The organism is Planococcus maritimus (assembly GCF_001592825.1).
Classification (GTDB): domain Bacteria; phylum Bacillota; class Bacilli; order Bacillales_A; family Planococcaceae; genus Planococcus; species Planococcus maritimus_C.
This window is the reverse complement of record NZ_LTZG01000001.1, coordinates 1,328,936-1,348,069: the sequence shown is the minus strand read 5'-3', so window position 1 is coordinate 1,348,069 and position 19,134 is coordinate 1,328,936. Positions and strand designations below refer to the sequence as shown.

Below are 19,134 nucleotides of genomic sequence, written 5' to 3'. Positions count from 1 at the left end.
CGGGAGAGGAAAATTATCCAGTACTCTTCGTTGCTGCTAGTCCATTTCAGACCGTGCTGTCGTATTAAGCGTAGAGCGGGCAGGCTCTTTCAAAGAACTCTTCACCCGCTTCAGCTGCGCCACGATAATCACCGAGATGATGACCAGCAAAAACCACGAGCTGATTTTGCCGATATGGACGAGCGACCAGGCGGCTTCCTGGTTTGGATATTGCCACGCGCCGAGGAAGGTCGTAATGTTTTCCGCAATCCAGATGAAGAACCCGATTAATAAAAACGAAAGAATTAACGGCATCTTAAAAGTTTTCTCGTCGATGCGAAACGTTACGGCGGTGCGCAAGAAAATCAGCACCAATAACAGCTTCAACCCCCAGCGGATGTCGTACGTGAAATGGTGCGTGAAAAAGTTCGCGTAGATCAAGCCGCTGATGGCGATGCTGTAGACAGGCTTCGGCCAGCCATACATCTGCAAGTCGAAACGCCGCCACGCCTGGCAAATATAACTCGCGACACTGGCGTACATGAAACCGCTATAGAGCGGCACACCGAACAACTTGCTGTAGGCGTCTTCCGGATACGCCCACGAGCCCATATGGACCTTGTACAATTCCAGCCCGAGCCCGATCGCGTGGAACACCAAGATGACTTTGAACTCATCCCACGTTTCCAGTTTGGATGCGAGCATGAACACTTGCGCGAGTATGCACACGAGCAAAATAAAATCATAACGGGGCAGAAAAGGAATCTCAATGTATTTCGATACAGCAAGTGCCACAAAAATGATGACCGGAAAAATGCAGCACAGCGCTTGCCGGTAGCCGAATAGCCAAAACGTTTTCATCACACAGCGCCTCCTGAGAATGGGGTTTTAAAAATGGACGCTGGTGGTGGGGGGGGAAGTTGCTGAGAAAAGGTCTTGGATAGAGGGGGAGATGGTGTAAGGAATAAAAAACTCTCAGTCACCCGAACTGAGAGTTTAGGAGCGGTTCATTCAATTAACTGATCTGCATAGGTTTCATCGTGTAAAACTGGAGCGACTATCCATTGGCTGAGTGCTCGTTCAAGTTCTTCATTCTCGTGATCTCGCCTAAATTATAACCAATCCAAGCCCCGATAAAAGGGAAGAGAGAGCTGGTAATAGGCTGATTTGAAAAATTGAAATCTACAGTGAACAGTAAATACGCCAGGCCGCCGCCTAGAATTGCATACAGGGTTGCTTCAACTATTTTTTTGCGTTTCCACCGTTTCTTGCCCCAGTATTTCCTGTCGAATGCCTGAACACGCCGGCTGGTTTTCGTGCCAATGAGTTTGCCAGTTAGCAGGGTATATAAGGTGAGCAATAAGACGACCAAGAGGCCCGCTAAAATAACCCACGTGATAACGAAGAGGTTTCTGCTTTCGAAAAAGTAGACAAATAAGAGAAAAATCACCAGCATAAAGAGATTGCCCAACAGCAACTGCTTTTTCTTTAACTTCTTAATTTCTTTTATGTCCCAGTGCTCTTCTTCCATGGAATCCTTCCCTTCCGTTTAAGAATTCTTAATCCCTGCTGATTCTGTCCTTATTTTTGAGGCATATTAAATGTAACAGCAGCCCCGTCGCTTTGGTCAATCTTCGCAAAAATCTCCGTAAGAACTTCTAATGCTCGATCGTTTGATTCATATTTGCCCATCACTTTATTCCACTGATCCAATAAGCTGTTTTCTACAAAACCTTCCACATGCTTTCCTTTTACGGAAACACTCTTAACATTCATCAGGTCTTGTTTGTTTTGTGTAAGTATCCATAGCATAACAACAGGTCATCCTTTCCATTCCAGTTCCAAAATTTCGTATCAGCAACTATAAAGAGCATTCATTCTGTCGCTTGCCCGTCCTGTTCTTTGTCTTTTTGATAATCGCGCCACCCCATCCACAAAACCGCTCCCCATATAATCCAAAGGAGGGGGCTCGTTATAGAGAGACCGCTCTCTGACTCACCGCCAAGGAAAGTCAATAAAAACATCACCAGCATCGGATAGATAGCCAATAACAATAAGGCATGGAGCCCAAAGCGCTTCTCCAGTTCAGGATTGTGTGTCAGTAGGCTCACAAGAACCAAAATCCCAAGCAGTGCGTATAAAGACCACACCGGGATACCTAACGAACTGAGTGCACCCGGAAAGTAATCATCGACCAATAGCAGCGTCATATCGACGAGCAACACAATGCCAAGCAGCCAGTACGTTTTCATTCGTGACTCTCCCTTCGGCGAATAAAACCCTCTTTCTTCCAGTATAACAGAGGTGGGTTTTACATATTACGGAAAATATGGATTTCTTAATCGCTTGTGGAATCAATTAATTAAGTAGTTTTTCTAACGCTTCTACTGTGTATTCTTCAACTGGGTAAAGGTTAGAACTATTTTGTTGATTGTAAATGAAGTACGAACGACCGGATTTTTTAATTCTAAATTTCCAATGAGGTCCGATGCTTTTATGGAAAACAAATTTATCGGCAGGCATCATTTTTTTTTACAAAATCATCTAAATTGGCAATTAAAAATTTATCGAAAAAGCGAATGACTAGAGTTCCTTTGTAGGAAGGAGTATCCAAATAAAAATCCAAATTAGGCTTTCTAATATCGAACCAATTGTATTGATTTTGAACTGAAGGTGAAAGAACTAGAGAACTATTTTTCAAAAAGATGATTGAGCGAGAATGCTGTTTAAACCCTAGTCTGTTTTCGAGTATATCTTTATTGACCAAACGGGCATTTAGTTTACTAGTCATATTGAAATTCCACCTATGTTTATAAGTGATTAGAATTATTATATATCTTTATTTGGAAATTATATAGACTATAATATTCATTTAAAGAGAGTTAAAATGAGAACTGAGGTTTTCACATATCTGATACGCTAGAGGAGATGTAGCATTGAATAACTGACAGAGTGAGGGGTGTATCCATGGACAAGATTCATAAAGAAAAGCTGCAGTTTTGGCAGCCGCGCGGAATCGAAGCCTTTAGAGCAAGCAATCCGTCTCAACTCATACTAACAAGTGTCTCCAAAAGCCCATCACAACTAGAGCTCATCATCAGCGACGAGAACGAAAACAAGCTCCGGATCATCTATGATCAATTATGCACCGCGGAATTCGCGGTATGGCATTTCGCCTACGATACGCACGTCGGACGTTCCGATTTATGGGTCAATGACGTCGACAGGCCCGACAACTTCTCTGAACATACGCCATTCTTTTTCAAAATCATCGACTGGAGCGGCCTCGACAAATACCGCAACGCGACAATTTACGAAGAGGTTCTGGACCAAGTGGAAGTCCACCTGTATAGCACCAGAGACGAGTTTTTCATCGTCGTCTCAGAATACGAGCCTAGGATTATCAGAATGGACGAGGCTTAACCGAAATCTAGAAGGATTTTAAATTGTTGGGAAGAAAGCGAGGAAGATTAGCGTTTTCATAACGAATCATCTGAGAACGTCCTAACGCTTGACCGAGGTTATGCCGATATTGGGCTGCAATGTGCATGTGCTAGTAGAAGAAGAGCTTTAAAAGAATAGACGTGAAAAATCTCCAAAAGAGCGCATGTACTCTTTTGGAGATTTTTAGTTTGAACTTAAAGCGCGAGCCCCTACGTTTGAAGCTTTGCGAACGTTGCGGCAGCGCACTGGAAATGGATTCCATTGATCGATTTCTAGTTCTCACGGAAATCATTGGATGTTAAAAATCCAAATATACTTGGAACCCTTTCTTTAAAATACGAATAATTGTGTTCCGCCTCATCAACGATTTCGAATTGCGTATTAGATATCTTGTCCTTTAGTAGTTCATACACCATTTGATTGGAAGCTAGAAATTTCTGGCTTACTTCCGCATCAGCTCCCGCTTCCTTGGACCCGCAATCCATATACACTCTCCACTAGCGACAAATCCGTCTGCTCGATCAACCTCATGATTTCTTCTTGATTGCGGTAAAAGGCAGAAGACAGGACGGCTATGTGTTTAAAAATGTGAGGGTAGCGGCACATAGCGTAAACAGAGATAAGGCCGCCTAAAGAAATACCGGCCATCGCGGTCTGATCTTGGATTGTGCGGTAGTTGCTGTCTATCAGCGGCTTTAGTTCGTTGACGATAAAATCCACGTAGTGCGTGCCCTGTCCGCCTTCTGGACTCTCTTTGCCCAATATGATTTTGCTGTATTCACCGCTTACCCAAGGGCAGTACTCATCGATTCTTGCCTGTGGGTTTTGATCGACCGCAACCACGATAAGGTCTAATTCATGTGCATCCAAATAATTTTCAAGATCCAAAGATTTCCCACCCATAGCCTCCAAATCTTGAAACACATTCTGCCCATCGTGCATATATAACACGGGATAGCTCTTCGGCAGATATACTCGGATTAATCTTTCTTGCTTGAATGAAGAAATGTATGCCTGAAATGTTTCTAACAAAGCCGTACCTCCTTTTGGAATACTTCTGCATAAACGTATAACTCTATAATCGTAAATCATTAGAAGTTCTATTATTGTCATATAAAATGATTGGTTTATATCCATTTATATCAATTAAAGTAGCATAAAAGTCCATGATATCTAAAACATAAAACTAATACAAAAAATGTAAAAAATAATAAAGGAATGTATAAAAATTAGGGTTAAAGTGATATTATTAAATGTGAGAAAAGAACAATTATTTAACTTTGCATTTAAATAAAATAGTATTTTGTCGAAAATGTGTTAAAAGGGGGATTTTATGTCGCTTTACGAAAACTTAATTTTGAGGATCGATGAAATAAGCATCGAAGAAATACTTGGAAGCGATACCGTAAAGTTAATTAATCAGTTTAATTCAAATGTTAGTTCTGATAATATGAAAAAAATTATTCTTGAGAATTTTTCACCAGGTAGTGTTTTGCGGAATAAGACTCATAGAAACATCCTTCTTGATCTGTTGAGAGAGAATGAAGTGAAAGAGCTATTGAAGCAATTGGGAGTTTCGGAGTCAGCCAACAACTTTGAGAATCTGAATAATCAATCTTTTAACAAAAATTCAAAAAACGAGAAAGTACTATTTTCTTTTTTAGGAACAGAGATTCCTGTTAAAGAAGAAATAGGAGAATTAAAAGAATCAGTTAACAAAGTTCAAAGTTATTATCCTTTGTTCGAACACCAGAGAAAAGCAATAAAAAAGTTAGAGAACAATTTTAAAGAAGGCGATAACAGAGTTATTTTGCATATGCCAACAGGCTCTGGAAAAACTAGAACATCTATGAATATTGTTTGTTCAAGCTTAAGGCAAAAAGAACCTGCTATAGTCTTCTGGTTGGCGTCGACTGAAGAGCTCTGTAAACAAGCAGCAGATGAATTCTCGAAGGCATGGATGTATACAGGCGATCGCGAGTTAGAGATTTATAGATTTTGGGGCGAGTATAACATTAATCCTGAAGAAGTCGTTGATGGTATTGTTATTGCGGGATTACCAAAAATTGTTAGTGCAGTGAAAAAAGACAACGGAATTAGATTCATATCTTCCCTAGCGAACAAAGCTGAATTAATAATCATGGATGAAGCCCACCAAGCAATCGCACCTTCATATGAGATGATTATTGAGGCATTATTTAATATTGGACATGGCAAAGAAAAAAAACTGATAGGATTAAGTGCTACACCAGGCCGTACCTGGAATGATGTGGAAGAAGATTCGAAGCTTGCCGATTTTTTTTCGAGAAAAAAAGTTACTTTAGAGATCGACGGTTATGATAACCCTGTTAATTACTTAGTAGATCAAGAGTATTTGGCGAATACTACCTATAAAGAACTAGAATATTTTTCGCGAGATGATTTCACGAAAGAATTAGAGAAATCCGAAAATGAGATTTCGAACAATATATTAAAGAAATTAGGAGAAGACTTAGACAGAAACTACAAAATTATAAATGCTGCAAAAAACTTAGTCGAAAGGCATCAGAGAATAATAATCTTTGCACCATCAGTAGAAAGTTCGGACTTAATTTCTTTCGTTCTTCAAAGCTTAGGTATCATCTCATATTCAATCACAGGAAAAACTGATTTAGCGGACAGAAGAAATCAAATTGAAAATTTTCTATCAGATGAAGAATCGCCGATGATTTTAGTAAACTATGGTGTACTAACTACTGGGTTTGATGCTCCAAAAACTAGTGCTGCAATTATTGCTAGACCCACAATCTCGTTAGTTTTGTATAGTCAGATGGTGGGGAGAGCAATTAGGGGTAAAAGAGCAGGTGGCAATAAAGAAGCGGAAATAGTAACGATAATCGATCAAAATTTACCAGGTTTTAAAAGTGTAGCTGAAGCATTTGAAAACTGGGAAGACGTATGGGAATGAAAGGGGAAATTTAAATGGTTAAAACACAAGCAAACAACAGTTATGTTCCACCTAGTTTAGCAATTCAAGCAATGAGAGATAATGGTTATAAAAATACGGCATATGCTATTGCAGAGCTGATAGATAATTCAATTCAAGCAGGTGCTAAAAATGTTGAATTATTATGTGCAGAACAAGAAGTAAATATTGGATCACGTCGAGTGAAAAACGTTTCGCAAATAGCCATTTTAGATAATGGTGAGGGAATGGATGAAGATATATTACAAATGGCATTGCAATTTGGCAATGGGACTAGGCTCTCTAAAGAAAAAAGAACAGGGATGGGAAGATTCGGAATGGGATTACCTGCTTCCTCTATATCTCAATGTAAACGTGTAGATATTTGGAGTTGGCAAGGAGGCGAAGAAAACGCTAAACACATATATTTAGATGTGGATGAGGTCAAAGCAGGAAAAGATGGTGCTATGCCTATACCAAAGAGTGACGTAATTCCAGCTATGTGGAAGAAAGTAAGTAAAGGGTTAGGTGATAGTGGTACTTTAGTAGTCTGGAGTGATCTTGATAAACTAATGTGGCGAAAAGGAAAAACTGTAATTGAAAACTCAGAGTTGTTAATTGGCAGGATGTATAGAAAATTCCTTGAAAATGAGGAATTAACTATTAGGATGCTTTCCTTCGACAGAAACGATCTAGATCACTTCAATCTTGAGGGAATAGCTAAGCCCAATGATCCGATGTATTTAATGGAAAAAACTAGTTGTCCGGAACCGTATGATGAGATTCCGATGTTTGAAAAACTGTGTGATGATATAGTATTCACGGTTGAATTCAATGGTCAAAAGCATGACATTACAACTAGGTTCTCCTACGCTAAAGCAGAAGCTCGAAAAGCATATAATGCAGGTGGCTTACCTCACGGAAAGCATGCTCAAAAAAATGTTGGTATTTCAATAGTACGTGCAGGACGAGAACTAGAATTAGATCAAACATTGGTAATTCAACATGACCCGAGAGAGAGATGGTGGGGGGTTGAAATCGAGTTTCCACCTTCATTGGATGAGGTAATGGGAGTATCAAATAACAAACAATCAGCCAGTAATTTTTCAGGCGTTTTACAATTTATAAAAGATATAAATGAATTTACAAGTAAGTCAGAGAAAACATATCATGCATTAAAAGAAGAGATGCAAAATGATGGAGATCCGCGAGAACCACTTTTAGATATAGCCAATCGTATTCAGTTGCAATTGAGTTCAATGCGTAAACTTATAGAAGCACAAAACAAGGGGCAAAATAATACTGCTAAAAAAAGACATGAAGACGTTGAAAATAGCCCTGAGAAAAAAGCCACAGATTTGACAGCTGAAAGAACTAAAGATGGTCATGTGGGTGAGAGTGATAAAGACAGTGGACTATCTGTAGACGAAAAAAAGGAAGCAATCAAAGAAGATTTAGTTAATACTGGGGTAGAAGAAACTCAAGCAGAGGCACTTGCTATAAGAACAGTTTCTAATAATTTAAAGTATACTTTTGCCAATACAACTTTCGAGAGTGATGCATTCTTTAGCGTAAGAGCTAAAGGCGGAGGAATAAATATTGTACTCAACACTGGGCACGATGCTTATACCCATCTAGTAGAAGTGTTAGAAACAGATTATGAGAATCAAAGTGAGGCAGATTTGAAAGAACGGTTAATTGAAGCATCAAATGGATTAAAACTTTTATTAATGGCATGGGCTAGGTATGAAGATGAATTGCCAGCTCCTCAAAAAGGAAGAGCTGAAGATGCAAGAAAAGATTGGGGCAGAATAGCAAAGAAATTCTTGCATTCTATAGATGAATAAAATGATAATTCATAGTTTGGAAATCAAAGAAAGAATCAGAACTGAAATTTTATCAGTAAATACCGAAATACTTATAGTATCGGCATTTGCTAAAATAGAAACTCTCAAGTGGATTGATTTACACTCGAAATTGAATATCAAAAAAGTTTGTTTAGTTAGATTTAGAGCAGAAGATATCCTTGCGGGTGTAACTGATTTAGAGATGTTTGAGTATTGTATTAATAACGGATGGGAAATGTATATTAATGACAAAGTACACTCGAAGATATATTGTTTCGATAGGAAGAAATACCTTATAGGAAGTGCTAATTTAACACATAGTGGTCTAGGTTTAAAAGGAAATTCGAATATTGAAACTATGGTTTATGGCTCCCTTTCCTTTGATGAATACTTTGAAATTAAAAAAATTGCATATGAATCAACTAGATTATGCGAAAAACTTTATGAAGAAATGAAAGACCAATTGGAATCAATAGAATTTCCTGAAAAAAGTACTCATTTCAAATGGAACGTCAATTTCGATAAATATAAAATAACGAAGTCTAAAATAATTTTAGAAATTTCGGATCTCTTACAAAGCGCAAGTCCGATAAGGCTCAACAACAAAGACTTAGAAATGCTGAAAATTGATCCGCAAAATTTGCGTGGAGACATAACTAACCAAATATTAGAACAGTTCTTGACGTCTAAAGTCTTCGAGTGGATTTACTATCTTATGGAAGAAAATAAAGAAATGTATTATGGTTCTTTAACTGAAGAACTTCATGATAATTTATTAATTAGCGCTCCTAATATTAAACGGGAACAAGTAAAGGTATATTTAACCAATATACTCAATTGGATTGAATATTACGAAATTCCAGAATTTTCAATAGATAGACCTAAATACTCTCAGAGATTGAGGAGAAATAATTAGGGTTTCTTAAAATATTTGATATAATAAACATGCACACTTAAAAAGTGTGCATGTTTATTTAATGAATTTTTACTGGAGAGCATCTCCAATGAAAGAAGGTCGTTTTTATGGGTTATAGTCAACATCAAAGTTTTTATCTAAGAGATAGATGGCTGAGTAAGGCTTTAAAGAATATAGAATTGAATAACTCCTTCTTCTTCGAAAAAGATGCATTCGAAAAAGTTGGGCTTGGAAAAAATATGGTTCAATCTTTAAAATATTGGATAGTAGCCACAAAGCTTTATGAAGAAGAAAAAGAAGAGAATATTAAGTACCATCAGATTACCCGTTTAGGAAACTATATAAATGAAAAAGATAGAGCGATTAAGTACACAAATACTGCAGGTTTACTTCATCATTCATTGGCAACAAATGAAGATGTAAGTACTACATGGTATTGGTTTTTCAATGTTTATAGCGAGACAGTATTTACTCGAGAGGAAGTTTTAAACGAGCTTACTAAATGGGTGCAAACTCGAGAAACTCGTGTTGTTGCCGATAAATCCTTAAAAAGAGATATAGACTGTCTAATTAAACTTTATACTACTGGAGGTAGTAGCGCGGATCCGGAAGAAGTTATTCTGAGTCCTCTGTATAAACTTCAGTTAATGGAAGAAAAAAATGGGGTTATCTATAAGAAGGAAGCAAAATTTAATGAAGATAATCTTTTATTGATAGGATACACCTTACTCAAGTATGGAGAGCTAAAAAAAACTAGCACAATTAGTTTAGATGATATTGTTCATAAAGATAGTTTGTTAGGCAAACTTTTTAACATGAAGAGATCATCTATAGTTACTCTGATAAGTGTTTGGACTGAGCATGAAAAATATCCTGCTTATTTTACCCGTACGAATAATCTCGATACACTACGGCTTCCTGAAGTATCTGCAGAGGACTTTATTCAATATGAACACCAACGAAAGGCTGAAAAAGCTTATGACATTTAAAGGTAAAGGATCATTTAGTACTAGTGTTAATTTAAAGTTTGATATTGGTAATAAAGAGTTCATTCAGAGGTATTTACCAACTCCTTCCCATGCTGAATTTTTGAAGGGAATAATTGGTGGCTTTCTAGCAGAAGATAATAAAAATGCCCATATAATGATTGGCCCATATGGCAGCGGTAAATCATTGGCAGCTACAATTGTAGCAGATATTTTTTCTCGAAATATTGCTGAAAAAGACTTTATGAGACTGATTAATAAGTTTAAAGATGTCGATCAAGAAATCTTTGAAAAAATGAGTGCAGCAAAAGAATCTGAAAACTTATTTATTCCTGTAGCACTGTCAGGAAATGAAGGTCCTTTTAGTAAAGCTATTATTAATTCGATTGTAAGATCTGTGAAAAAAGAAGGCTATGAGCTTAAGGTTCCAGGAGAAGTTGACGAAATACAGAAAACTATCGACTATTGGGAGAGTGAATATCCACGAACTTTCTCTTTATTTAAAAAATCTTTGAAAGACCGCAACTATATACTATCTCGCTGGAAAAAAGAATTATTTAACAATAACGAAAAAGAAATAGCTTGGTTCAAACAAGAATACTCTTCTTTGAGTGCTGGAGCAAAATTTCAATTAGACTATGATTTCAACTTTATTGATAAAATAACTCATATCGTTTCTCAGCTAAACACACTAAATATAAAAGTGTTTGTTGCTTATGATGAATTTGGTAGATTTCTTCAATCGTTAGAAACATCCCAGATTTACAAAACTATGCAAGACCTTCAAGATTTAGCTGAAATTGCTAATAGAAGTGGGAATGTTATCCAGTTGTTGCTAATATCTCACAAGAATATGTCTCAGTATATGATGGGCTACAACGAAGAATTTAAAGCGGAGTTTCAAAGAATCGAAAAGCGTTTCAAAACGTATTTTGTAGAAAGTGACAAGGGTACTTTTTATAGAATTGCCCAGGAATTTACTAAAGGAATACAGGAAGAACTATTGTTGCTTAACCACGAGGCAGTTGATTCAAAATGGATTTTGAAGAAGTATAATCTTTTTAGCGAGTTGAATCATCAAGAGACAGAAAAATTGATTGTAGAAGGCTGTTATCCACTCCATCCTTTAGCTCTATTTTTAATACCTAGGTTATCAACTGTCTTTGGACAGAACGAGAGAACTCTCTTTACTTTTCTTGAGAGTGATGAAACTGGTGGTTTAAGAAACTTCATAGAAAAGAATAAGGATAGTATATATTATCCCCATGTGTTATTCGATTACTTTTTCCGTAATGAGTCTACTGAATTCCTTAATGATGATTCATTCCAATCCCTAAAGACTTTCTATAAAGTCACTAAAAAAATGAAGAAGACAAAAGAAAATAGAGGTCAAATTGATTTATTAAAGTTAATTACATTATGGGATCTATCTACTTCAACGAATGTAGTGAAACTAAATAAAGAATTACTGAAATATGGAACTGGTCAGACCATTAAAGAGTTGGATCAAAACCTAAATGACTTAGTTCAACAAAAAATGTTGCGCTATAATCGAATTCTTGATCAATGGGAGTTGAATGAAGGTAGCTCAGTTCTAGTGGACGAATTAATTGATAAAGAAAGGGAAAATTTAAGCATCACAAATTTTAGTAGGTTGGAAATTTTACAAAACTTACTAGAAAATAAATTTTATTTAGCTACTGATTATAACGATGAAAAGAATATTACTAGATTTTTGGAGGTTAAGTTAATAACTTCAGAACAAATAATAGATAGAACTTTTGTTCAACAAGATCATAGTGATGCGGATGGGTTCTTATACTTTGTAATTCCTATTAATAAGGCAGACTATATTAAATCCAAAAAACTTATTTCTGAAATAAAAAATAAAGTAATATTGTTCGCAATTTCTGATAAAGAATTTAAAACTATTCAACAAAGTCTAGATAAATTAGCGAGCTTATATTCAATCCATGCTAATAAAAAATTATTGGCTGATCATAATCGGCTAGATGAGGAAATAAGTGTATTGATTGCTGAAATTCAGTATGAAATAAACGAATTTCTGAAAGATTTTGAAAATTTTAGAGAACACGTGAAGTGGTTTTATAACGGGGAGTTATTAGAGGCAACACATCAAGTTCAGTTGGAAAACAAATTTAGTGAAATTATGTATGAACTATACCCAAGTACCCCAGAGATCCGCAATGATTCGATAAATAGACGGAATTTAAATGGTATGCAAACTAAGGCAATGTTTAACGTATTAAACAGTGTAATAAAAACTCCGAATTATGAGAGGTTTGGTATTGAAGGGCAAGGACCTGATTATTTAATTTATGCAACAATTTTCAAGAATAATAATTTAGATATTACTCAGCTATCACAAATTGAATACGCTCCTTATCGCATGCTGAGGAAAGAATTACTGTCGCATATTTTATCTGTTAAAAAGGGGAGTGTAAGAGACATAGAGTTAATTTTTTCTTCGCCTCCCTTTGGAATTAGAAAACCATTAATTCCTTTGTTGTTTGCTGGTTTACTAAGAGACGTTTGGGAACAATTAATGTTTTATCGCAATGGGATGTATATTACTGCAATTGATGCTGAAAAGCTATTTGGGATTTTTGGTGAAGCGGAAGAATATGAATTCGTTTTTAATGATTATACTCCAGCATTTTCTAAATTTGTAAAAAGTCTAGAAAGAGTATTTAAAGAATACGAAAGTGAGTACGTTCAGGAACAAACTATAGTAATTAGAGCTAGTAGCGGTATTCTTAACTGGCTACGGCAACTTCCACGACATACTCAAACTACTGAGGAAATGGAAAATAAGTTGTTAGAGTTTAAAAATGTAGTTCGAAAAATTGAAGTGAATCCTGTAGAGAGTCTAGAACGATTGCAGATGAACTTTAGCGATATAAATGTCTTGCTTCAGCTGAAAGAATCCCTCGAGGTTCATCACGAATATTTCAAAGAGGCCGTTTTAAAAAAGCTCTACAAAACATTCAATGTAACTTCAATTGAGTTATTAGAAAAGCGACATAATTCGCATTCTATCGAGACAGGTAAACGTAATCGTCTTTTAAAGTCTATGGATTTTACCGCAAAAGATTTTATTGGAAAATTTGCTTTTAATTATACCGGTGTTGAATTAGATAATTGGTCAGACACAACATTTGATTTATTCGATAGACAGATGCAGAATGACTATAAAGATATGGAAGTATCTTCCGAAGACAAAGATGTGATTTTGTTAGAATTTGGTGACTCACAAAAATCTATTAAGAAAGTTGAGCTTTCTAATAAAGCAAATACAGTTTACGAGAATGTTAATCGCATAATTAACAATGCTGGAAGAAGTGTCCCAAGAGAAGAAATAGAGTTTTTAGTATTTAAATTGTTGAACGAATATATAGATTAAAGGCAGGAGGGCTTAAGTTGGAAAGAAAAAAAGTACACGTAGCAATGTATAGTGGTGGAGCTTCTAGTGCTTATGTTGCCTATCAAATGGTACAAGCACATGGTAAAGAAAATTGTATTCTGTTCTTTACAAACACCCTTTGGGAAGATGAAGATAACTATAGATTCATGTATGAAGTATCTGATTATATTGGTGTAGAAATTACAGAACGTGTGGATGGAAGAACACCGGAAGAAGTTTTTTATGATTATCGATTTTTAGGTAATTCTAGACTAGCTAAGTGCTCAGAGGAGCTGAAAGTTCAGCAAACGATTGTTTTCTTAGAAGAACTAAGAGATGTTCATAATTTAGAACCGATTCTTTACTTTGGAATTGGTCCTCATGAAACTCATAGATCTGATAATTTAAGAGAGTTTTATTCACATCGCCCTTTAGAGCCGATTGAGACTAGATTTCCAATGATTGAAACGTTTAGAGAAGATATTGATGTCAAATCAATTATTGAAGAAGAATGGGGAATAAAACTGCCAAGAATGTACGCAATGGGCTTCTCGCATGCTAATTGTGGTGGCAGATGCGTTCGTGGAGGATTTCAACATTATGCACAACTTTACAAAGTGTGGCCCGAGCGTTATGCACTCCAAGAAGAAATGGAAGAGAATTTTCGTAAAGATTTCGAAAAAAATGTTTCCATTCTTAAAAAGGACGGTGGGCCTTATACTTTGAAAGAATACAGAGAAAGAATGGATAAGGAAGGTATAGAACAATTTTTGAAAATTCAAGATGAGACTGTGCCCTGTGTTTGTTCATTCTCTTAGAATATGACTTAAAATAGAACACCCGGTAGCCCTTTAGTTTTTATGGCTTCTGGGTGTTCTATTACTGTCTGAAATTGTTCTGAAATATGGAACAGGTGGTTCTGTTAAGTGGCTGTGTACATTTAAAAAAACAAGTTTGTATTTATTTTTTCTCCAAATTCCTCATTATTGACTTTTCTAAGCTTTAACCAGTAACTTGATTCATTGATCATCTCTTGAGAAATAGTATTCTCTTCTTTATGAAAATTATAATTATGTGTGGGATAACAATTTTCAATTACAAAAGCGAAAAATCTATAAATACAAAATATATTTTGAGTTTTAGCTCTTGTATCGGTATCTTGAAAATGGATATGTGAGGATGGGTGGAAACTCCCTTTGGTTCCGTCATAATTAGCCTCGTAGTCTATTCTTATAGGGGATCGGAAATTGAAATCTTTATAATTAAAATTATCTATCTCCTCAATAAGATCAAGGTATTCGAAGAAACTAGTTTTTTCAATCTCTCCTTCTTCTATAAAACCTGAAAGAAATTCTGAAGAAAAAGGACAAGGAAACCAATGGAGGTTGTACGATAACAATTTATACTTATCGTCAAATTCATAATGAAATCTAGCAATAGATGCGTCTTTAAATAGAAAATGAAAGGATCTGTTTTTGAAAATTGCTAAGTACTGTTCGCCACTGTTAAAATATTTAGCACTCAAAAGGCTTCTTGAATCGGTAGGGGCAACAGTATTAGTATAAGTGAAAAGATTATTTGTGTAGAAGGGGTTAATGCTTTCCATGAGTAATTTATCTTCAAACATAGCTTTAATAGTATTAAATTGTTGACTTAAATAATGGCCTGGAGTTTTGTTCAATTTTTTAATCCTCCGGTTCAGTGTCAACTAAGTGAGCCAAATCCTTTAGTTGTGGTATGTCATCAATATTAATCTCTCCACTTTGTATCATTGCAATTAATTGATCTGTAGCTCTTTCAACTTTAGTAATACGTCTTTTTTCTTCTTCACTAGCATCTCGGTTCAGTAAATTAATTTTATTTATTTCTTCGCGTGTAGGGATATTGATTGCTAAGGTGTAGTTCATATCTACACATCTTTGAATTTCTGAACTCAATTCTATCATCCCGCTTCCCGTCCCAACAATTCGCACCCAAGCACGAGAACGAGTAATAGCAGTAAACAAAGTGTTTCGAACATTTGTTATATCTATATTTCTACTGCCATACTCCCCATCTAGGATGTATACCATTGGGCGTTCATTGCCTTTTGCTCTATGAATATGAGTGCAAGTGATTTTTCCTTTTACAGTAAATGTGTCTCTATTCACATTTTTACCTGGCATTATACTTTCGACTTCTATATTTCGTAAAATCGTGTTAAACATATCATAATGTGCAAAAGAAGTAAGTGAATCCGGGAAAATAACTAAGATATCATCGGGATCTAATTCATCTTCAGTGATATTTTTTTTAATTTGTTTTGCGACCCATCGGTATTCTTCCTGTTTGGAATTAAATGCCGGTTCCACACTTATAGCATCTTCAGGTCTCATTAGTTCTTCAAAATAGGAAGGTGAACTAATATTAGTTCTCTTTAATTTTACATGCTCATTAAAATTTAAATTGCCTTCAATAACTTCGTATCCAATCTCTTCCCAAACGTTCAACTGCTTAAAGAATTGGACTAAAGGAGGGGTGGCATTCCTGTATACACCAAAACCAAGGGCATGTGCTATAGTTAGCGTCCATTTACTATTCCTATAACAAATAGGTAGTACTATATCGGTTCTTGGTTGAGAAGGGTCTTCTAGATTATTAGATATAGATACAAGTGGCTCGCCACTAAGATCGACACCAAACATCTCTTTTGTGGAAGGCATTGAACTTTTACTTAAATTTTGTAATTCATCATAGGCATACACAATTCTTTTTTCATCACTTTTAAAAAGTCTATATACCAATTGAAAGAACGATGGGGGCATGTCTTGCGCTTCATCAATTAATACATAATCATACATCGGAAGATTATTAATGTTACTCATTTGAAATTTGTCTAAAAGGATTTCACAAATGCCTTTAAAAGGATTTTGTTTTCCGAACGTACTTTCAGCTTGCCTATAAGTGAATATATCTGATTTTAACTCCTGTGCAGCTTTTGAATAAATTCCAGGCTCATTAAGTGTCCCCCATGCATGCAGTATATGAACTTTTTCGAAATCTACTTTGTCATTACTATATTGTTGATAAAACTCTTCGATTAAACCTGTGAACTGTTGGTATAAACTTCGGCTATAAAAGGTAACCGCAATGTCAGCAGATGGATTTTTAAAGTGTAAATATGCAGCTTTTAATGCTAAAACTATGGTTTTGCCGGAACCTGCTAAACCACGAATCCTCTGTGGTTTATTAGGGATTTCATAAGCTGCTGTTCTTTGCCATTGGTCCATATTGGCGATTGATAGTTCTATTTGTTTGATTTTAGCCCCTAAAGATGCAGGTTTAGTAACTGAAGTTCTTGGTTTCTTTGGCTTAGCAGAAACAACTTTATCTAAAGCTTCATTTAGCGCTTGAAAATAAGTTATATTAAAGTCAGGTAAAACCTCTTTGTAATAAGTTAAAAAGGTTTCTCCGGAAGTATAATCATCTGGAGAAGATTCTGGTATATCTTCTTCGGAGGGAACGTAATTAATTACATTTATATCGATAGCTAATTCACGCCGAGATCTTAATCTGGAATTTTTCTCCAATAAAGATCTCAACAAAACATAAATTCTATCCATTGTTTCAATATCCTGATCTGCATCAAAGGACGAAAAATTAATTGCCAAAATCCCTTTTTCTTCAGTAACAATCAAAGCGTCGATTATGACTTTGGTGTTATCTATTTCAGAGAGGGCAAAACCGTAATAAACAGTGCCATTATAGCTATCGTAAAGATTTAATATCTTGCCTTCGAACGAAGTAGACGCAGGCGTGTTTTTCTTATCACCATGTACAACATGTAGCATTTTTTTCACTCCTTATTTTTATATATTAATTATACAACGATATAATTTTTTGAATATTTTAACATTGGAGATATCTCGTTAACTGTTATAAAAGATTTTAAAAAAGAAACTTATGCTTAAAAAAAGAAGTTGAACGTTATTATAAAAAAATTGTAAAACAATCTTGTGAAAAGCTGAGGGACATCTTTATGCAAATTAATCTTATTCTTGGTAACTCTATTGATTCTTTAATTTTAGTAAGGAAATTAAAGAATGAAGGTGAAAATTCAATAATGATTCTTGATTACGACTTGTTGGAAGACAGTAAATATGAAAATAATGTTCTTTATATCTCTCCAGACAATGCTCATACATTTATTCAGCGAGCTAAAATAGTTATATTTCATAAATCTCTCTATATATATCCAGGCATGTATAAAAAATAGATAGAATGAGAGTTTTATAAATAATAAAAAAATGATAATAAAGTAAAAAATAATCAATGCATATTATCGATAAGGTTAATGAGTTTGAAAAAGATTATGTAAGGACGTCCAAAAACATTTTATTCCACGATAGTCAATTGCATTGAAACGGGAAACTATAAACCTTTTGAAGGTATCCGAAAATACGTAGTATCAACTGCATACTTACTCTGGACAAAAAACCACTACCAGCAACTAAAGAGACTGGAGGGTGGACCAGTGTGGAAGGTACCTTGTGGATTTTTTTATAATTTTGTCAACGACTTTCGGCCCGTGCTTTATTGCAAAATCAGCAACAAGTTTTACTGGTATTTTAGCCATGATAGAAAATCCTCTCCTTTGTTTATATCTACATTATAGTAAAAATGTGCCTAAAGGAAGAGCTATCTAAATTACAGCTAGGTATATGCTCATTACACATAAATACATGAGCAATCTATTTGAAAATTAATACCCCATAAGGTATATTCGGGTTGTAAATAATTTATTCAAACAGGAGGAATCCACATGACTAACCAAGTAACTGTCTACTCAACCAATACATGCCCATACTGCACTATGCTCAAAAATTATTTGGATCAAAACGGGGTTGCTTACACCGAGGTCAACGTCCAGGAAGATCAGGCAGCGGCGAATCGCCTTGTTCAAACAACTGGCCAAATGGGCGTCCCACAGGCGAACATCAACGGCGAGTGGGTGCTCGGCTTCGACCCGCAGCGCGTTCAGTCTTTATTGAAGCAATAAAGTACTCACACCAAAATTTTTAAAAAAATTTCCGACATCTTGTCTCCTTTTCCGCAGCATCCACCTATCTAAGAGATGAAAGGCAATTTTCTTAGAATAGGGGGAAGGCTGATGGAAAAGGAGTTTTTTGTTGCGGCGATTGATCATCCGAAGTTTGGGGAAGTGTACCGCTTTTTTGAGGTGGATCCGGCGACGGGGGAAGAGCAGGCGATTGATCCGTTTGATAGCGGGATGGTGAAGCTTTATCATGAGACGCCGCCGGAATTGTTCTACATCACGTCAAAACGCGGGGCGGATGCGAGCGGATTTTACCAGGGCGAGCAATTTGTCGTGCAGCGCGGCTCGAAGTTTGCGGGCACGACCACGCCGAAATGCCCGAAGCGCTTTTTGAAGCTGCGGGAAGAGCTATTGCTGTCGGGGAAATTGATGCCGCTCGGCCACCAGTACTTGGTGATGGAAGATGTGGAATTTGCGTCGCCCTTGATTGCGATGGGTGTCGCGATTGGGGGTTGGGCGAAGGGGGCGCATGATTGGAAGAGAATTTAAAATCCTCTAA

At 36.1% G+C, this 19,134-nt stretch carries 17 protein-coding genes; 9 read left to right on the top strand and 8 right to left on the bottom strand.

All coding sequences use genetic code 11. The annotated features are described in order from the left end of the window. Positions 1–36: 36 nt before the first annotated feature. The 5 genes from AY633_RS06575 to AY633_RS06555 form a co-directional block, all read right to left on the bottom strand. Positions 37–840, bottom strand: coding sequence for a DUF817 domain-containing protein (locus AY633_RS06575; protein ID WP_068487530.1), 804 nt, complete (start codon positions 838–840; stop codon positions 37–39). Between the two features lie 196 nt (positions 841–1,036). Further along, the gene (locus tag AY633_RS06570; protein ID WP_068487529.1) at positions 1,037–1,510 is read right to left on the bottom strand and encodes a hypothetical protein; all 474 of its coding nucleotides are present in this window, start codon (positions 1,508–1,510) and stop codon (positions 1,037–1,039) included. Positions 1,511–1,560: 50 nt separating this feature from the next. Further along, positions 1,561–1,791: a hypothetical protein gene (locus tag AY633_RS06565; protein ID WP_068487528.1), complete on the bottom strand. Its 231-nt coding sequence runs from the start codon at positions 1,789–1,791 to the stop codon at positions 1,561–1,563. Between the two features lie 62 nt (positions 1,792–1,853). Beyond that, a complete protein-coding gene (locus AY633_RS06560) occupies positions 1,854–2,231 on the bottom strand; it encodes a hypothetical protein (protein WP_068487527.1) in 378 nt (125 codons plus the stop codon). Between the two features lie 257 nt (positions 2,232–2,488). Next, on the bottom strand, positions 2,489–2,770 hold the full coding sequence (locus AY633_RS06555) for a hypothetical protein (RefSeq protein ID WP_068487526.1): 282 nt from the start codon (positions 2,768–2,770) through the stop codon (positions 2,489–2,491). A 176-nt stretch (positions 2,771–2,946) separates the two neighbouring features. Between AY633_RS06555 and AY633_RS06550 the strand changes: the two genes are divergently transcribed. Further along, on the top strand, positions 2,947–3,402 hold the full coding sequence (locus tag AY633_RS06550) for a hypothetical protein (RefSeq protein ID WP_068487525.1): 456 nt from the start codon (positions 2,947–2,949) through the stop codon (positions 3,400–3,402). A gap of 474 nt (positions 3,403–3,876) precedes the next feature. On the opposite strand, the gene AY633_RS06545 is transcribed toward AY633_RS06550, so the two are convergent. Then, positions 3,877–4,455, bottom strand: coding sequence for an alpha/beta hydrolase (locus tag AY633_RS06545; RefSeq protein ID WP_260804531.1), 579 nt, complete (start codon positions 4,453–4,455; stop codon positions 3,877–3,879). A gap of 301 nt (positions 4,456–4,756) precedes the next feature. On the opposite strand from AY633_RS06545, the gene AY633_RS06540 reads away from it, so the two are divergent. From AY633_RS06540 to AY633_RS06515, 6 genes are all read left to right on the top strand, one after another. Next, positions 4,757–6,370 carry a DEAD/DEAH box helicase gene (locus AY633_RS06540; RefSeq protein ID WP_068487524.1) on the top strand — a complete coding sequence of 538 codons (1,614 nt, stop codon included), beginning with the start codon at positions 4,757–4,759 and terminating at the stop codon, positions 6,368–6,370. Between the two features lie 14 nt (positions 6,371–6,384). Then, positions 6,385–8,214: an ATP-binding protein gene (locus AY633_RS06535; protein WP_068487523.1), complete on the top strand. Its 1,830-nt coding sequence runs from the start codon at positions 6,385–6,387 to the stop codon at positions 8,212–8,214. Further along, complete coding sequence (locus AY633_RS06530) at positions 8,207–9,130, top strand: phospholipase D-like domain-containing protein (RefSeq protein WP_082799194.1); 924 nt, start codon at positions 8,207–8,209, stop codon at positions 9,128–9,130. The genes AY633_RS06535 and AY633_RS06530 overlap by 8 nt, the downstream gene beginning before the upstream one ends. A gap of 107 nt (positions 9,131–9,237) precedes the next feature. After that, on the top strand, positions 9,238–10,119 hold the full coding sequence (locus AY633_RS06525; protein WP_068487521.1) for a DUF4007 family protein: 882 nt from the start codon (positions 9,238–9,240) through the stop codon (positions 10,117–10,119). Further along, the gene (locus tag AY633_RS06520; protein WP_068487520.1) at positions 10,079–13,540 is read left to right on the top strand and encodes a hypothetical protein; all 3,462 of its coding nucleotides are present in this window, start codon (positions 10,079–10,081) and stop codon (positions 13,538–13,540) included. The genes AY633_RS06525 and AY633_RS06520 overlap by 41 nt, the downstream gene beginning before the upstream one ends. Positions 13,541–13,557: 17 nt before the next feature. After that, entirely contained in the window at positions 13,558–14,358 is an 801-nt protein-coding gene (locus AY633_RS06515; protein ID WP_260804530.1) for a hypothetical protein, read from the top strand. Between the two features lie 122 nt (positions 14,359–14,480). On the opposite strand, the gene AY633_RS06510 is transcribed toward AY633_RS06515, so the two are convergent. Further along, positions 14,481–15,221, bottom strand: a complete 741-nt coding sequence (locus tag AY633_RS06510) for a DUF2290 domain-containing protein (RefSeq protein WP_068487519.1) — start codon at positions 15,219–15,221, stop codon at positions 14,481–14,483. A 4-nt stretch (positions 15,222–15,225) separates the two neighbouring features. Further along, entirely contained in the window at positions 15,226–17,370 is a 2,145-nt protein-coding gene (locus AY633_RS06505; protein WP_068487518.1) for an ATP-binding domain-containing protein, read from the bottom strand. Positions 17,371–18,341: 971 nt separating this feature from the next. Between AY633_RS06505 and AY633_RS06495 the strand changes: the two genes are divergently transcribed. Together AY633_RS06495 and AY633_RS06490 are read left to right on the top strand one after the other, a co-directional pair. Beyond that, the gene (locus AY633_RS06495; protein ID WP_068487516.1) at positions 18,342–18,578 is read left to right on the top strand and encodes a glutaredoxin family protein; all 237 of its coding nucleotides are present in this window, start codon (positions 18,342–18,344) and stop codon (positions 18,576–18,578) included. A 111-nt stretch (positions 18,579–18,689) separates the two neighbouring features. After that, positions 18,690–19,124: a DUF4357 domain-containing protein gene (locus tag AY633_RS06490; RefSeq protein WP_068487515.1), complete on the top strand. Its 435-nt coding sequence runs from the start codon at positions 18,690–18,692 to the stop codon at positions 19,122–19,124. The last annotated feature ends 10 nt before the right edge of the window (positions 19,125–19,134 follow it).

Excerpts from the sequence above, each read along its gene's own strand:
- AY633_RS06550 (WP_068487525.1), top strand. The coding sequence starts at position 2,947 with ATGGACAAGATTCATAAAGAAAAGCTGCAGTTTTGGCAGCCGCGCGGA.
- AY633_RS06535 (WP_068487523.1), top strand. The coding sequence starts at position 6,385 with ATGGTTAAAACACAAGCAAACAACAGTTATGTTCCACCTAGTTTAGCA.
- AY633_RS06530 (WP_082799194.1), top strand. The coding sequence starts at position 8,207 with ATGAATAAAATGATAATTCATAGTTTGGAAATCAAAGAAAGAATCAGA.
- AY633_RS06495 (WP_068487516.1), top strand. The coding sequence starts at position 18,342 with ATGACTAACCAAGTAACTGTCTACTCAACCAATACATGCCCATACTGC.
- AY633_RS06540 (WP_068487524.1), top strand. The coding sequence starts at position 4,757 with ATGTCGCTTTACGAAAACTTAATTTTGAGGATCGATGAAATAAGCATC.
- AY633_RS06555 (WP_068487526.1), bottom strand. The coding sequence starts at position 2,770 with ATGACTAGTAAACTAAATGCCCGTTTGGTCAATAAAGATATACTCGAA.
- AY633_RS06570 (WP_068487529.1), bottom strand. The coding sequence starts at position 1,510 with ATGGAAGAAGAGCACTGGGACATAAAAGAAATTAAGAAGTTAAAGAAA.
- AY633_RS06490 (WP_068487515.1), top strand. The coding sequence starts at position 18,690 with ATGGAAAAGGAGTTTTTTGTTGCGGCGATTGATCATCCGAAGTTTGGG.
- AY633_RS06525 (WP_068487521.1), top strand. The coding sequence starts at position 9,238 with ATGGGTTATAGTCAACATCAAAGTTTTTATCTAAGAGATAGATGGCTG.
- AY633_RS06565 (WP_068487528.1), bottom strand. The coding sequence starts at position 1,791 with ATGCTATGGATACTTACACAAAACAAACAAGACCTGATGAATGTTAAG.
- AY633_RS06560 (WP_068487527.1), bottom strand. The coding sequence starts at position 2,231 with ATGAAAACGTACTGGCTGCTTGGCATTGTGTTGCTCGTCGATATGACG.
- AY633_RS06505 (WP_068487518.1), bottom strand. The coding sequence starts at position 17,370 with ATGCTACATGTTGTACATGGTGATAAGAAAAACACGCCTGCGTCTACT.
- AY633_RS06575 (WP_068487530.1), bottom strand. The coding sequence starts at position 840 with ATGAAAACGTTTTGGCTATTCGGCTACCGGCAAGCGCTGTGCTGCATT.
- AY633_RS06520 (WP_068487520.1), top strand. The coding sequence starts at position 10,079 with ATGAACACCAACGAAAGGCTGAAAAAGCTTATGACATTTAAAGGTAAA.